The 14,636-nt window shown below is 68.5% G+C and carries 11 protein-coding genes and 1 pseudogene; 4 read left to right on the top strand and 8 right to left on the bottom strand.

What is annotated here, in order from left to right; all coding sequences use genetic code 11:
• Nucleotides 1-400 precede the first annotated feature (400 nt).
• Nucleotides 401-895, bottom strand: a complete 495-nt coding sequence (locus tag ORV05_RS14045; RefSeq protein WP_326938152.1) for an LGFP repeat-containing protein — start codon at nucleotides 893-895, stop codon at nucleotides 401-403.
• A 9-nt stretch (nucleotides 896-904) separates the two neighbouring features.
• Nucleotides 905-1,953: pseudogene (locus ORV05_RS36360) on the bottom strand (trypsin-like serine protease); the annotation flags it as partial.
• 241 nt (nucleotides 1,954-2,194) lie between these two features.
• Between ORV05_RS36360 and ORV05_RS14055 the strand changes: the two are divergent.
• Together ORV05_RS14055 and ORV05_RS14060 are read left to right on the top strand one after the other, a co-directional pair.
• Nucleotides 2,195-2,596, top strand: a complete 402-nt coding sequence (locus tag ORV05_RS14055) for a hypothetical protein (protein WP_268758927.1) — start codon at nucleotides 2,195-2,197, stop codon at nucleotides 2,594-2,596.
• Between the two features lie 162 nt (nucleotides 2,597-2,758).
• Nucleotides 2,759-3,646: a sodium:calcium antiporter gene (locus tag ORV05_RS14060; RefSeq protein WP_268758928.1), complete on the top strand. Its 888-nt coding sequence runs from the start codon at nucleotides 2,759-2,761 to the stop codon at nucleotides 3,644-3,646.
• A gap of 482 nt (nucleotides 3,647-4,128) precedes the next feature.
• Here ORV05_RS14060 and ORV05_RS14065 read toward each other — a convergent pair whose 3' ends face one another.
• Together ORV05_RS14065 and ORV05_RS14070 are read right to left on the bottom strand one after the other, a co-directional pair.
• Complete coding sequence (locus ORV05_RS14065; RefSeq protein WP_268758929.1) at nucleotides 4,129-5,220, bottom strand: sensor histidine kinase; 1,092 nt, start codon at nucleotides 5,218-5,220, stop codon at nucleotides 4,129-4,131.
• Complete coding sequence (locus ORV05_RS14070; protein WP_268758930.1) at nucleotides 5,217-5,876, bottom strand: response regulator; 660 nt, start codon at nucleotides 5,874-5,876, stop codon at nucleotides 5,217-5,219. The genes ORV05_RS14065 and ORV05_RS14070 overlap by 4 nt, the downstream gene beginning before the upstream one ends.
• 151 nt (nucleotides 5,877-6,027) lie before the next feature.
• Here ORV05_RS14070 and ORV05_RS14075 point away from each other — a divergent pair, with 151 nt between their 5' ends.
• Complete coding sequence (locus tag ORV05_RS14075; RefSeq protein ID WP_268758931.1) at nucleotides 6,028-6,573, top strand: DUF2076 domain-containing protein; 546 nt, start codon at nucleotides 6,028-6,030, stop codon at nucleotides 6,571-6,573.
• A gap of 365 nt (nucleotides 6,574-6,938) precedes the next feature.
• Here ORV05_RS14075 and ORV05_RS14080 read toward each other — a convergent pair whose 3' ends face one another.
• Nucleotides 6,939-8,711 (bottom strand): ABC transporter ATP-binding protein, encoded by a 1,773-nt coding sequence (locus ORV05_RS14080; RefSeq protein ID WP_268758932.1) that lies wholly within the window; start codon nucleotides 8,709-8,711, stop codon nucleotides 6,939-6,941.
• Between the two features lie 297 nt (nucleotides 8,712-9,008).
• Between ORV05_RS14080 and ORV05_RS14085 the strand changes: the two genes are divergently transcribed.
• Nucleotides 9,009-9,509 carry a hypothetical protein gene (locus ORV05_RS14085; protein ID WP_268758933.1) on the top strand — a complete coding sequence of 167 codons (501 nt, stop codon included), beginning with the start codon at nucleotides 9,009-9,011 and terminating at the stop codon, nucleotides 9,507-9,509.
• A 226-nt stretch (nucleotides 9,510-9,735) separates the two neighbouring features.
• On the opposite strand, the gene ORV05_RS14090 is transcribed toward ORV05_RS14085, so the two are convergent.
• The 3 genes from ORV05_RS14090 to ORV05_RS14100 all read right to left on the bottom strand — a co-directional run bounded on the left by ORV05_RS14090 (nucleotide 9,736) and on the right by ORV05_RS14100 (nucleotide 14,453).
• Nucleotides 9,736-10,881, bottom strand: a complete 1,146-nt coding sequence (locus ORV05_RS14090; RefSeq protein ID WP_268758934.1) for an alpha/beta hydrolase — start codon at nucleotides 10,879-10,881, stop codon at nucleotides 9,736-9,738.
• 172 nt (nucleotides 10,882-11,053) lie between these two features.
• Complete coding sequence (gene lysX / locus ORV05_RS14095) at nucleotides 11,054-14,323, bottom strand: bifunctional lysylphosphatidylglycerol synthetase/lysine--tRNA ligase LysX (RefSeq protein ID WP_268758935.1); 3,270 nt, start codon at nucleotides 14,321-14,323, stop codon at nucleotides 11,054-11,056.
• A gap of 7 nt (nucleotides 14,324-14,330) precedes the next feature.
• Entirely contained in the window at nucleotides 14,331-14,453 is a 123-nt protein-coding gene (locus tag ORV05_RS14100) for a hypothetical protein (protein ID WP_268758936.1), read from the bottom strand.
• Nucleotides 14,454-14,636 lie beyond the last annotated feature (183 nt).

The following is a 14,636-nucleotide window of genomic DNA, read 5'->3' on the forward strand; positions in this document are numbered from 1 at the left end:
GTGCCGGTGAGGTGTCGGCACGGCGCTGATCGTTTCAGATCGTCGCAAACCGCAGGGGGCAGGCTGCCGATACGCTCCAAGGCTGTAGGGAGCCCGAAAGGTTCAAGAGTTGGCCCGCTGTTACCGAGAACCCCATTGGTTCGACGTCGAGGGATCCTGCCCCAGGCACTGACGCAAGAAGCATGCCTGAGCGACACGCAGCGACCTTTGCAGGGAAGGCTGCGCAATAGGATCGAGAACGAGGCGAGGGCCTGCCTCGGTCGATCTTAACCGATGATCGGTTCGTGTCCCTAGGGACTTGAACCCCCACTGTGTCCGAGGGGGGACTTGCACACTAACCACACGGCTGCGCTTGACGTGACCGGTCCCGAGCTTTTTGCCCGGGACCGGTCGGTTGGTATCAGCTATAGATGACCTGGGTGGTGTTGTTGCTGGCGTTCCAGGTTATGTAGCCGTGTTGGAAGTCGTTGCGGCGGCCGCCGGTGATGGCGTATTCGTCGCTGGTGGGGTAGCCGAGGCCGCTTTTCTCCCACCCGAGGTTGGCCCAGGTGTCGCGGATGGTGCCGACGACGGCGTGGGCTCCGGTGTTGGGTGTCCAGTAGATGGAGGCGTTGTTGGTGAAGTGGTTGTAGCGGCCGGTGCCGTCGGGTGTGGTGGTTTCGTCGGTGGTGGGGTAACCGAGTCCGGTTTCCCAGCCGAGCGCGGCCCATTTGTCGTGGATGAGGCCATTGATTCCGTGGGCTCCGGTGTTGGGTGTCCAGTAGATGGAGGCGTTGTTGGTGAAGTGGTTGTAGCGGCCTATCCCGTCGGGGGTTGTGGATTCGTCGGTGGTGGGGTAGCCGAGTCCGGTTTCCCAGCCGAGGCTGGCCCATTTGTCGCGGATGGCGCCGAGGATGGTGTGGGCTCCGGTGTTGGGGTCCAGTAGATGGAGGCGCCGGAGGACCAGTTGAAGTGGTTGTAGCGGCCGATGCCGTCGGGGGTGGTTTGCTGGTCGGTGGTGGGGAAGCCGATCGCGGTGGGGCCGCCGATTTGCTGGTAGTGGGTGAGGATGTCGCCCAGCAGGTAGTGGGCTCCGGTGCTGGTGGAGTAGTAGATCGCGCCGTGTTCGTAGTTCTGCGCCGAACCACCGGTCACCGTGGTTTCGGCGCCGACGGGGGTGCCGAGCAGGGAGGCTGCGCCGCCCATGTCGAGGTAGCGCGCTTCGATCGCGGAGGTGGTCTGCTGGATGAGCCAGTCGTGGAGGTCGTCGGTGCGGGTTTCGGTGGCGCCGGTGCGGGTTTCGGTTTCGCCGAGGCAGCCGGTTTGCCAGGAGGTGTGGTTGAGGGCCACGAGTTCGGGTTTGCCTGCGTTGTTGTGGAGGGCGGGGCCGCCGGCGTCGCCTTTGCAGGTGGTGGGGCCGCCGGTGCTCGCAACAGCGAGGGTGGTGGCGGTGAGGGAGTCGATGGTGACGGTGGTGGTGTGGAGTTGGTCGGGGACCCAGTCGGTGGCGGTGCGGCCGAACCCGGCCAGCCGGAGGGTGTCCCCGGCCTGGGGGGCGGTGGTGGCCAGCGCGAGGGGGGTGACGTCGGTGACCGGGGTGGCGAGCCTAATGAGGGCGAGGTTGCGGTCGGGCCGGGGAATGATCGAGTCCGCTTGCACGGTGTGGCCGGTGGTGGTGGTGAGGTCGGTCCTGCCGACGGTCACGGTGGCGGGGTGGGCGGGTGCGCCGGGTTGGGTGGTGTCGGGGAAACAGGTGCTGGTGGTCAGGACCCAGCGGGGGTCAATGAGGACCCCGCTGCAGGCGCTGGTGCCGGTGGAGATTTTCGCAACGAACCCGTAAGAGCTGTCGGTGACGGCGCTGCCCCCGGTGACCGCATCGGCGGTCGTAGCGCTCAGCAACGCCACACCGAACGGCACGGCGCCCAGCGCGGCGAAAGTGACGGCACGTCTGAGACGATTCGAAGTGCTGTGCATGCTGGTGTTACTCCAGAGTCAGGTATGGAAAGGCTGGCCGGTCGACCTAACGGGTATCTGGTACGGACCATGGATGAGGGCGATTGTTTCCAGGCCGCTCGGCGCCGCTGTAGGCGAAGTCGGCCACGTGTGCGCGCTTTTCCGCGGGTCGCCCTTATGCCAGCTCGAGCAAGTGCCCTGTTCGGGTGACGTCGGCTCAGACTGCAACCGAATCCCTTCAAGTAGCGATGGAAAAGGAACCATGCCCAAGATCGAGTTCCCGGCGAAGTTCGGAAATCGGATGTTCCAGGTCTGGCGTTTCGAGGTCGGCCACAGCGTGCTGCTGCTGCGGAGCACGCTGACGAAGGAGCAACCAACCAGGATCGACATCATGTTCCGGGCTGTCGGCGAAATGCGGCTGCGCAAGCGGCTTGACGAATTGACTGTCGACCTGATCACCGGTGACGATCCTCGGTTCCAAGACGTTGCCATCGAGCAGGGGAAGTTCCTATTCGCAGTGTCAGCGCGTGATTTCCCGCACGGTTATGTCGTGGCAGGCAGCATGTTCACCGCCGAGGACGACCTGCACTACGACGATCCGTCCGTCTTGGGTAATAAGGAGCTGGAGGGGCACCTGCTGCGGCAAGGCTACTTCCAGCCGTGAAGTCACATCCTTGGCGCGACCTCTCCACGCCGAGGGATGAGCTCGAGACCGGGAAGACCAGAGTCTGCGGTAACAGTGTTTCCAGCGTGACGCGCCGGTGAAGGTCCGGCGGGATGGACTTGTCCCGCGCTGCGCGCGGCGGGGGACGAGGCTGAGTTTCCCGTGTGGCATTTCGTGGTGCTGGTCGTCTGCGCGGCAGCGATCTACTTTTCGTGCGAGTGGTTCGTCAACGCCGTGGAATGGCTCGGCCAGCGTTTGAACGTCGGCCGGATGGCGGTCGGCACCATCCTGGCCGCGTTCGCCACCTATGCCCTGTACTTCTGGCGCGAGATCCGCAGCGGCGGCGGTGAGTCCGGCGAGAACGAGCTGCTGGCGCCGTTGAAGTTCCAGCCCCGCCGCACCTCACCCGCGACCTGGGCCGTGGTGGCCCAGACGCTGGCCACCCTGGCCGTCATCTTCGCGGCCTCGCAACTGTTCGTGCACCAACTCGACGCGATCGGCCCGATGCTGGGCCTGTCCGGTGCGGTGACCGCGCTGCTGCTCTCCCCCATCGCCACCGAACTGCCCGAGATCATGAACGCGATCATCTGGGTCCGCCAGGGCAAGACCAGCCTCGCACTGGCCAACATCTCCGGCGCCATGATGATCCAGGCCACCGTGCCCAGCGGACTCGGCCTGCTGTTCACCCCGTGGCGCTTCAACGGTGCCCTGCTCTGGGCCGGGATCGTCACCATGATCGCCATCGCCTACCTGCTGGCCACCCTGCGCGCCCACAAACTCACCCCCGCCCGCCTGGCCCTCGCCGCCGGCCTGTACCTCGTGTTCGCCGCCGGCCTGGTACCCATACTCACCCAACACAAGCGCAGCCCCCTCCGGCGGCGGAGCCTCTTCACCCGCAGCCAAGATGCTGTCGTTCGCGCCGGACGTGTCGCTTCTGATCTCGCCCGAGCATGCCGGGTCAGTGATCACCTGCGACGACGGCCGTCTATACCTCGCGGGCGGTGTAGGGCAGCAGCCCGTACTCGGCCACCGGGGTCGTCCCAGCACTAAACGGCGCGTCGAACACCAATCCGATCAGCGAGGGGACTGCGGGCGGCCCACCGACCAGCGTCAGCGAGTCCTTGGTACGTAGCGCCGGGACCATTCACCGGCGTCAGCACGGGGCCAAGAGTGTCGTATTCCAACTGCAAACGGCGGCGTGTCCGGCGAAACGGAGGCCAGGCCCTGCCCGTGCCCTCAGATGTCTTCGAGTTCCGAGGAGGTCGCACCTTCTGCGGTGCAGAATCCGACATAATCGGCAGACCGCAGGGTGATCCTCACCCATGGGTTCGTGTCGCTAGGGACTTGAACCCCCACAGTGTCCGAGGGGGGACTTGCACACTAACCACCCGTCTCTACCTGGAGAACAGCGGTGTGGGAGGCTGTGGGGTAAGAGAGTGTCCGAACCGAGCAGACCCAGATCCCCAACCTCGTATACGCCGCTGACCTGCAGCTCAGCTGAGGAAAATGCGCGTACGTGCCCCGGCCGCGCCCTATCGCCGCTGGCCGGTACGGGGCAGGCGTAGCCGGAGTCGGAATCCGCCGTCGGCGGTCGGGGTGGTCATGATGGTTCCGCCCAGTAGCGCGGCTCGTTCTTGGAGGCCGATGAGGCCGTGGCGGGCGCTGGGCAGCTGCAGTGTCGGACGGCCGGGGCGGGTGTTGGTGACGGTCACGGTGAGATCTGTGTCGTCGTAGGCGATGTCGACGGTGGCGGTGCTGCCGGGGGCGTGTTTGCGGACGTTGGTGAGCGCTTCCTGGATGGTGCGGTAGATGGTGCGCTGCGCGGCGGTGTCGACGTCCTGGGGTGCGGAGCCGGTGAGGTGGGTCTCGATCCCGCTGCCGGAGACCAGGCGGTCAAGATCGGACAGTGTCGGCTGGGGCGTCAGTTCGGTGGCCTGGCTGCCGGAGGCCCGGAGCAGGTTGACCATGTGCCGGAGTTCGTCGAGGGTGTCGACGGAGAGTGTGCGGATGTTGTCGGCGGCGGTCTTCACGGCGGTGTCGGTGGTGGAGACACCGAGGGCGCCGGCCTGCACGGCGATCAGGCTGACCTGGTGGGAGACGACGTCGTGCATCTCGCGGGCGAGTTGGTTGCGTTCCTTGGCCAGGATCGCCTGGGCGTCCAGTTCGCGCTCGTGCTCGCGTGCTTGCCGGATGTCCTCCAGACGCAGCGCGAGTTCACGCTGGGCGTGCACGAGCCGGCCGAAGAAGATCGGCGCGGCCGCGGTCATCGTGGCGTAGATGACGGTGAGCACCATGTCGGAGCGCGGGAACTGGTAGTCGAGGCCGGGGAAGAGGTAGCCGATGGCGGCGAGCAGCCCGCCGCCGGTGAGCAGGTAACGGTTCGAGTACCGCACGGCGACGGCGTAGAGCGCGACGAGCGTGGCGATCCCTGAGCCCACCAGGGCGAGCGCGGGCAGGGTGAGCAGGAACACCGGCATGGGCCAGCGTCGCCGGAAGAGCAGGGCAGCGACGGCCAGGATCGCGACGCCGACGGTAACGGGCCCAGTGAGGTGGTTGAGCGCGGCGTCGACGGCGGCGAGGGCGATCAGCCCGGCGTCGGCGAGATGGGTCTGCGTCCTTGTCATGACGACGCCTCGTCATTGCCGAGCAGCCCCGCGCGCTGCGCCACGAGCGCGGCCTGCACGCGGCTGCCGACCTGAAGCTTGCTGAGGATGGCGGACACGTGGTCCTTGACCGTGCCGATGCTGAGGTGGATGCGGCCGGCGATGTCGGCATTGGACAGTCCCTCGGCGATAAGGACGAGCACGGCGCGTTCCCGCTCGGAGAGCTTGTCCACCTGGGACGCGGCGAGTGTGCCGGCACCCGAGCCGAGGTAGCCGTTGACGACTGTGCGGGTGACCTTCGGCGAGAGCACCACACCGCCGGCGGCCAGGGTGCGGACGATCTGGGCGAGCTGGTCGGGTGCGGTGTCCTTGAGGATGAACCCGGCCGCGCCGGAGCGTAGTGCCGCCGCGATGTACTCGTCGGAATCGAACGTCGTGAGCATGGCCACGATGGGCGGGTTGGGCAGGCCCAGCACTTGGCGCAGGATCGTCAGGCCGTCGACGTCGGGCATCCGGATGTCCAGCAACACGACGTCGGGCCGGTGCAGACCGATCTCCTTGACCGCCTGCGCCCCGGTCAGTGTCGCCACGACCTCGATGTCGCCCGCCGCGTTCAGAATGAGGCGGAAGCCGGAGCGTACCAGCTCCTCGTCGTCGACAACGATTACTCGAACCATGTGACCAGTCTCGCCGCAAGCGGGTCCGCCCTGCCATCCGGGGCTTGGGGGCCGGTGCACCGCCGGTCGGCTGGACGTCGTTAGCCGGCCGACGGACCGTTCGGGCCGGGTAACCGGTGTCCGCGGGCGTGGCGCGGGCCGAGGATGAGTCGTGACGAAAGGAGTTGCCGTGGACAACAACGACCGCGAGCTGATCCTGGGCCTGGCCAACCGGCTTCGGCAGGCCCACCCGGTGGCCAAGGACCATGAGGTCGCCGAGGTGATCGGACAGTACATCGCCTCACAGCCGGACGCGCTCTACCTACTGGTGCAGGCGGTCCTCGTGCAGGAGGACGCGTTGCGCACTGCGCAGGCCCAGATCGCTGAACTCCAGGCGGCCCGGCCGGGCTACGGGGCCGCTGAGGCACCGGGCTACGGGGTGCCTGCCTACACACAGCCGCCCGTTCAGCCCAACGGTGGCGGGTTCATGTCCCGGATGTTCGGGCAGAGCCGGGAGGCGGGGCCGATGGACGCGCCGCAGGGTCGCTCCGGTGGAGGGTTCCTGAAGACAGCGGCGGCCGCGGCGGCTGGTGTCGCCGGGGGGGCGTTGCTGTTCCAGGGGTTGAACGAGGTGTTCGGCGGGCAAGAGGCTTCGGCGAGCGAGGCGCACGGCGCCATGGAGGAGTCCGGCGGCTGGGACGAGGACGAGCAGTGGTGAGCCGGAACCGGCGATGAGTGTTGCGGGCCCTTGGCGGCCGCCTCCCGAGGGAGGCGGCCGCCAAACTCGTGAATCGTGCTCACGTGCGTCGCCTTGGCCATGTTGCCCGGCAAGGCTCCCTGTACCCACCGCCGATCCCATCGGCAGAGGTTTCGGTCACCCGGTCCGAGGCGCCTGGCAGGTACGGCCCGTGTAGTTCCTGCCTCGTAAGGCCACGAAACCGGTTCTGCGCCTGTGCAGGAAAGGCAGATCCGCACCATTGGACCACCGATCCTCCTCGAGGACTCGCACGACGACACCTTGAAGGCTGGACGACGGCGAGGTTCCGTGACGGACCGGCACGTGGTTCCGCTACGGACCTCCCGCTACCAAGGTGTGTCCTGCCGAGCACCGGATTCCTCGATGAGCAGTTGGGTGGCGGCGAACTCGGCGTACAACGGATCACTCACTACCAGGTCGTCGTGAGTGCCGATCGCGCGAACAGTCCCGTTGTCGAGCACCACGATCCGGTCCGCTTCGAGCACAGTCGAAAGCCGATGCGCCACCACCAGTACGGTCATGGTCTTCGCCACGGTCGTGACCACGTCCCGGATCGCCATCTCGTTCACGGCGTCCAACTGCGAGGTGATCTCGTCGAGCAGCAGCAGGCGAGGACCGCGGATGAGGGCGCGAGCGAGCGCGACCCGCTGCCGCTCACCGCCGGACAGCAGGCTGCCACGGTGTCCGACAACGGTGTCCAGGCCATCCGGCAAGCGGTCGACGAGCATGTCGAGCCGGGTCCGTGCCACCGCGTCGCGGATCTCATGCCCGGTGGCCTGCGGACGTGCGTAGACGAGGTTGTCGCGCAAGGTCCCCGACAACAGCGGGGAGTCCTGCTCCACATACCCGATGGACCCGCGCAGACCAGCCAGATCCCAGTCGGCGAGGTCCCGGCCGTCCATCAGGATCCGGCCGCTCGACGGATCGTGGAACCGCTCGATCAGCGCGAACAGCGTGGACTTCCCGGCGCCGGACGGACCGACGAACGCGGTCATGCCCCGGGCAGGGATATCGAAGCTTACGCCGCGCAGCACCTCCGGCAGGTCCGGACCGTACCGGAACCGGACATCCTCGAAGACAAGGCGGGTTGCGCCCCGCCCCACTGCGGTCGGCGCGACGCCATTGGCGGGAGCCGGTTCGGTCGGCATCTGTTCGACCTCGCCGAGCCGGCGTACCGCCGCCAACCCGATCTGCAGCTTGCTGCCCGCCTCGAGCAGCCGTCCGATCGGCTCCTCCAGATAGAACAGGTACAACAGGAAAGCCACCAAAGTGGACAGTTGAATGGCCCCGGTCGCGACGCGCGCACCGCCGATGCCGAGCACGGCGAGGAAGGACGCCTGGATCGCGAGGGCGCCCGAACCGTGCACCAGCGACTCCCACCGCGCTGAGCGGACACCGGCGCGCCACGCGCGTTTGGCTCCGTCCTCGATCGCAGCGATCTCCCTGGCTTCCGCGCCGGCGGCCTTGACGGTCCGGAAGGCGCCGAGCACACGTTCCATCTGTGCCCCCGTCTCGCCGACCGCACTCTGGGCGGCGCGGGTGGCGCGTTCGATCATCGGCATGCCCGCGGCGGCCAGCAGACCGATGAGCAGCAGTACAACTACGGTGCCACCGAGCAGGACAAGATCCATCGCACCCATCATCACGACCATCACCATGGTCGTCACGCCACCGGTGACCAGCCCGACGAGCGCGTGGGTGCCCACCTCGCGCAACAAAGTCGAATCGCTGGTGAACCGGGACAACAGGTCCCCGGGCTCGGCCCTTTGCACAGCCGGCGCCCGCAGCGACAGTATCCGCCTGGCCAACCGTTTCCGGGCCACCAGCACGACCGACTCCGCGGCGCGTTCGAGCAGGTAGTCACCGACCGTCGCGATCGCGGCGCCGGCGAGGGCCAGACCAACCAGCAGCACCAGCACGCCGGTGATCACGCCGCCGGTTCCGAGCCGGTCCACCAGTGCCTTCGCCGCGAGCGGCTGTACCGCCGCGGCGAGGCCGCCCAGCAGGACGAGGGTCCCTCCGAACAGGATGGTGCGCCACTGGGGCTTGACATACCCCGCGAGCATCCGCCAGGTCGTGCGGTCGATCGAGGTGCGCACAGTGAAACAACTCCGTGGTCGATGATTGTCGTCTGTAGCGATCCTCGGCCGACGGCGTGACCCGCGGTATCGGTGAACCGGCCGGACGGCCCAGCCGGACGGCTGGTCGCGAGCCGTCACCTGGAGCTAACGCTGCTTCGGAACTCGCTGTGTGGTCCGACAGCGTGGGCAGCTGGGTGGATGGGCGCAACCAGCCGGGCGGCCGATCGATCCGGCTGCCGGTCCGATGTGGCCCCACCAGCGTTTTCCCTACGGTGACGAGGGATTTCACGTTCCAAGTAACTGAAGGAGAACGTCGTGCGCCTTGTTGTCGTGTCCTTGATCGTGGCGAGCGGGCTGGCCCTGACGGGCTGCGCCGGCCAGTCCACCAACTCGCAGCCGAGCACCACCGCGAAGAGCAGCAGCGCCGCGCGACAGGTGATGGCCTTCGGTGAGGAGCGGGCTGGTAAGCGTGGTGTCATCACCGTGGGGCGGCCGACCGTCCACGAGCTGCCCTCGGACCCTGTCCGGGCCAAGGACCTGACTCGTGGCCTGCGATTTGACGTCGTTGTCAAGAACACCTCGAACCAGGCGATACAGGCGTCGTCGTTCACCTTCGCCGCGACCTCGAACGGTGCCCCGGCGACCCTTGTCACGGACCCGGCGCAGAACATCGGTGACAAGCTTTCCTCCGATGTGCTGCCGGGCACCGAACGCAGACTCGGCCTGGTACTGGCGTTGCCCGCCAAACCCTCGGAGATCACGGTGAAGGTGACGTTCGAGCGGACCAACCCGCTGTACTGGACCGGTACCATCTGACCGAGGTGGTAACAGGTTCACCCCGTGCCTTTGGTGCTTACCCGAGTAGTACGGCCGTCTGCGGCGGTGCGGTCGATCGGGTGACAGCGGGAGCGCGGCACGGTCGAACGGCACGCGAAGCCCCCGGTGGGAGGACTGATCATGGTCGACAGTCCTCCTACCGGGGGCTTCGTGCCGCCGTCACACCGACCGCGCTCATGGTCTTTGGCTGACACGGCCTGCGGGTTCACGGCCCGGCGCCGTGAGCGAACACTTGGTCGGCGAAGACCAGGAGGTGCGGCAGGGTCGCGCGAGCGGTGTGCCAGGTGTGGTTGAAGCCTTGTTCGATGTGGACGGTAGCGGCCTGTCCGCGATCGTGGAGGGCGTCTGCGATGCGGGTGGCGGTGGCGATGTCCGTCCGTGCCCCGGTGCCGGCGGTGAGCAGCACCGCGACGTGGTGCGGGAAAGTCATGGTGCGCAGATAGTCCCGTGGTGTGTTGGCCGCCAACAGCGCGGGGTTCCCGCCGAGCAGGCGGTCGCCGTCACCCAGGGCATCGTAAGGCAGGGTGAGCAGGAGGGCGGTGAACTCGTCGAGGTGGTGCAGGCCGATGTTGAGCGCGGCGAAGGCGCCGCCGGACATACCGCCGAGTGCCCGGTGGCGCCGGTCGGCGAGGGTGCGGAAGCGGTGGTCGATGGTAGTGACGACCGTTTGCGACAGATACGTTTCCAGCCGCGGTCCGCTGGGCACGTCGAGGCCTTCCCAGTCGCGGCTGCTCTGACCGGCGGTGAGGTCGACGTTGACCATGATCATCGGCGCGAGTGCGTGGTACTGGTAGAGCAGTTGAAGCGTGCCGGGGGCGTCGCCGGCGGCCAGCCAGTCTTCTGGACTGCCGTAGGGGTACCCGTGGACGAGGTAGACGACGGGGTAGCGCCGGTTCGCGTTGGCCGGGTCGGTGTAGCCAGGGGGCAGCAGCACGTAGGTTCGTCCGGACGGTACGGCGTTGGCGGGGTCCGCGATGTCGAGGCGCTCGATGATCGGGGCGGTGGGGCCGGTCGGCAGTGGCCGTGGAGCCGCGGGCGTGTCCTCGGGGCCACCGAGCGCGAGGCCGAGTGCGCGCAGCGGTGGCCCGCCGCGTTGAAGGAGCCGGGCGAGGTCGGGGAGGGTGCGGACGTAGCCGGCGTAGCTGTTGATCCCGGTGACCGCGGCGAGCAGCGCGCAGCACATGGCGGCGATGACGGCGCGGCGGCGGGGGCGGACGCGGATCGCGACCACCATCAACGCGAGGGCCAGCGCGATACACGTGATCCAGATCCAGTGCGATTCCAGCGGACCCGTCTTCCTGGCGTGCCGCAGAACTTCGTCGGGGATCGACGGGATCGGGACGTTCACCATCTCGAGCGCGCGTCCGGCCAGGGGGAGAGGCGTGTTTCGCGGGCCGCGATCCCGAACGCCGTGGCGGGGATCGTCACCGTGGTGAGCCTGGTGGGGGACACGGCTACATCAGGCGGCGCAACGGCGTGGGCGGCGGTGAGGCCGGACGGCACCGGCGCGAGAAGCCGTTTCATCACAGTGCTTTCGGCCGGGTGAAGGGGAACAGCACGGTCTGGCGGATGGACGCGCCGGTGAGCATCATCAGCAGCCGGTCGACGCCGAGGCCGAGTCCGCCGGTCGGGGGCATGCCGTGTTCGAGTGCGAGCAGGAAGTCCTCGTCGACTTCCATCGCTTCCGGATCACCACCGGCGGCACGCAGCGACTGGTCGTGCAGCCGGGCCCGTTGCTCGATGGGGTCGGCGAGTTCGGTGTAGGCGGTGCCGATCTCGGCGCCGAATGCGACCAGGTCCCACCGTTCGGCGAGGCGTGCGTCCTCGCGGTGCGGCCGGGTCAGCGGCGACACCGCCGCCGGGAAATCGATGTAGAAGGTCGGGCCGGTGGTGGCGGGTTCGACCAGGTGCTCGTAGGCGGCGAGCACGAGGTCCGCGGCCTCGGCGTCGCCAGGCGCCTCGACACCGGCTTGCGTGCATAGGTGACGAAGCCGCGCAACGGGTGTATCCGGGGCGATCGGGTCGCCCAGCGCGTCCGATACTGCGTGGTATACGGGCACGACCGGCCAGTCGCCGGACAGGTCGTGTTCGCCGTCCGGGCGCAGCGCCACCGGCGCGTCAAAGGCGGCGCGGGCGGCGGCGAGCACCAGGTCGCGGGTGAGGGCACGCATGGCGTGGTAGTCGGTGTAGGCCTGGTACGCCTCCAACATCGTGAACTCGGGGTTGTGGGTGGCGTCGGCGCCCTCGTTGCGGAAGTTGCGGTTGAGCTCGAAGACCCGCTCGACCCCGGCGACACAGAGCCGTTTGAGATACAGCTCGGGCGCGATTCTCAGGTAGAGGCGGGTGTCGTAGGCATTGCTGTGGGTGATGAACGGGCGTGCGTTCGCGCCGCCGTGCACCGGTTGCAGCATCGGGGTTTCGACCTCGAGGAAGTCCCCGCCGTGCAGCCGTTCCCGCAGCGCTCGCACGACCTGGCTGCGCAGCCGGAGCATCGCCGAGGCTTCCGGGTTGACGGCGAGGTCGAGGTAGCGGCGCCGAGCCCGGATTTCCGGATCGGTGAGGCCCTTTCGTTTGTCCGGCAGGGGATGCAGGCACTTCGCCGTAACTGTCCACTGTGCCACGCGTACCGACAGCTCGCCCGTCTTCGAGGTCACGATCTCGCCGGTCGCACCGACGTGGTCGCCGAGGTCCACCCCGGCCCGCCATGCGTCCACATCGCACTCGCGGGCGTCGAGCATGAGCTGCAGCCGGCCGGTGAAGCTCTGGATGACGGCGAAGTACAGGCCACCGTGATCGCGGATGGCGACCACCCGGCCGGCGACCGTGGCGTGGTGGCCGCTCTGTGAATCCGGGTTCAGCCAGGCGTACTTGGCGACGATGTCGGCGAGGTCGTCACGCCGGTCGAAGGCGGCCGGATACGGGTCGAGGCCGGCGGCGCGCAGCCGCGCCAGTTTCGCCAGCCGTACCCGCACCTGTTCGGGTCTGCGCCGGTCCGCCACGGGCCGCCGCACCGCGTCCTGCTCGATCCGCCGGACCGCGGCGGTGAACTCCTCATCCAGGCTGCGGTCAGCCCGGGAGCGGCGAGCCGCCCCGGCGGGGAGGAACCCTTCCAACGCGCCGGCCATGATCCCGACGCGCGTGAGCGCGCGTGGAGAGGCATAGCACAGGAACCGTGGCCGCCATCGGGGCCCGTACTTCACGTTGGACCGGTACAGCGATTCGAGTTGGAGATAGCGGGACGCGAACGTGAGCACGCGGTGCCAGGCGCGCAGGACCGGGCCGGCACCGATCCGGTCGCCGGTGGCGAACACCGCGCGGAACATCGCGAAGTTGAGCGAGATCCGCCGGACGCCGAGCCTGGGGCCGGCCGCGACGAGTTCCGCGATCAGGTACTCGTTGAGCCCGTTGTCCGCGCCGGGGTCGCGCCGCATCAGGTCCAATGACAGTCCACGCTGCCCCCAGGGGACGAACGACAGCAGGCCGCGTAGTTCACCTTGCGCGTCAAGCGCTTCGACCATGACGCAGCGGGCATCCGTGGGATCGCCGAGCCGCTCCAGCGCCATCGAGAAGCCGCGTTCGATCTGCCCGTCGCGCCAGAGGCGGGCCCGTGCGCGCAGTCGCGCCATCTCCTCGTCCGGAATCTCGCCGTGGTGGCGGATCCGGACGGTGTAGCCGGCGCGTTTGACTCTGGTGACCGCCTGGCGGACGGCGCGCCGTCCGGGGCCGGTCAGCTGGAAGTCGTCGACGTGGAGAATGGCCTCGTCGCCCAGTTCCCATGCGCGAAGCCCGGCGGCGGCGTACACTTTGGCGCCGCGTTCACTCGCGCCCAGCACCCCCGGGACCCAGCCGTAGTCGCGCGCTTCGGCCAGCCAGGCCCGGACGGCGTCGGGCCAGGCCGCGGGATCGCCGATCGGATCGCCGCTGGCGACGCTGGTCCCGGCGAGCACCCGGTAGGCGACCGCCGCGCGCCCGGACGGGGCGAACACCACGCTCTTGTCCCGCCGGGTCGCGAAGTAGCCGAGCGAGTCGTCCTCACCGTGTTCGGCCAGCAGCGCGCGTAGCCGCAGCTCCTCGTCGTCCGTCGCGAGACGGCGGCCGCGCACTCCGCGGAAGAAGATCACGACGGCGGCGAGGCCGGTCGCCGCGGCGAGCGCGTCCAGCAGCACGTCCACCCAGGCCGGTCCAGTGCCGACACCCAGCCGGCGCAGCTGGAAGAACGCCCCGGTCGCGTGGTTGGTAACCCAGGCGAACCGCTCCCACAGACCGAACAGCCCGCCGGGAAAGACGGTGGTCAGGGCCATTCCGAGGGCCACGACGGAGATCAGTCCGGCCGACAGCGCCACCAGTGCACGCCACCATGCTCCGGGCGCCAGTCGAGCGGGGAACGCCGGGCGCAGGCGCCACAAGAACACGGCCAGCCCGGCCGAGACGGCGGCGGAACCGAGTGCCGGCCACAGCACACCGGTAACGTCGTCGCCGGGCGCCAGCAGCTCGGCGGGCGCCACCCGCACGGCGACCGCCCACGCGAGGTCCAGGGCGAGACCTGTCACCTGCAACACCACGAGCGTGAGGAGCGCGGCGCGTTTGCGCCGACGCAGCGCGGCGCCCAGCACGGCCAGAAGCACCGCTCGCACGAGCGAGCCGTCGACTGGGAGGTTGAGCCACGAGAACACGTCGATGACCATCTCGCCGGCATTGCTGCCCCGATCGAAGAGCAGCAGTGCCAGTGACGTGACGGCACTGAGCTCGGCCGCGGCGGCGACCACCCAGGCTGCGCGGTTTCGCCGACTCATGGCCGGCTCACCAGGTGCCGTCGTGGTCATTCCAGCCGCTTTCGCTTTGCTTCCCGGCCCAGGTGCCGGGGTGGGCCAGGCGTAATCGCTCGGCCAGTCCGAGGATCACCTGCCGGTCGTCGGTCTCCATGGGCGCACTCCATTCTTCGACCCCAATGGTCGGCGCTGGCGGAACGCCCGGACACCGGCTACTGGCCTGAAAGCCGCGCCGACCGGCTGGTCACAACCCGCCGGTGGGCGGGTTGGGTTGTGAGCGGGCGTTCCCTTCGGGAGGGTGGCGCGCGGTGGGATGTTCTGTTGCCGTCGGAGTCTC

The sequence above is a fragment of the Amycolatopsis cynarae genome, assembly GCF_026802195.1.
GTDB lineage: Bacteria > Actinomycetota > Actinomycetes > Mycobacteriales > Pseudonocardiaceae > Amycolatopsis_E > Amycolatopsis_E rhizosphaerae.

Bases quoted from the DNA above. Each gene is read 5' to 3' on its own strand.
- ORV05_RS14090 (WP_268758934.1), bottom strand. From the start codon at position 10,881: ATGGTGAACGTCCCGATCCCGTCGATCCCCGACGAAGTTCTGCGGCAC.
- ORV05_RS14065 (WP_268758929.1), bottom strand. From the start codon at position 5,220: ATGACAAGGACGCAGACCCATCTCGCCGACGCCGGGCTGATCGCCCTC.
- ORV05_RS14100 (WP_268758936.1), bottom strand. From the start codon at position 14,453: ATGGAGACCGACGACCGGCAGGTGATCCTCGGACTGGCCGAGCGATTA.
- lysX (WP_268758935.1), bottom strand. From the start codon at position 14,323: ATGAGTCGGCGAAACCGCGCAGCCTGGGTGGTCGCCGCCGCGGCCGAG.
- ORV05_RS14055 (WP_268758927.1), top strand. From the start codon at position 2,195: ATGCCCAAGATCGAGTTCCCGGCGAAGTTCGGAAATCGGATGTTCCAG.
- ORV05_RS14070 (WP_268758930.1), bottom strand. From the start codon at position 5,876: ATGGTTCGAGTAATCGTTGTCGACGACGAGGAGCTGGTACGCTCCGGC.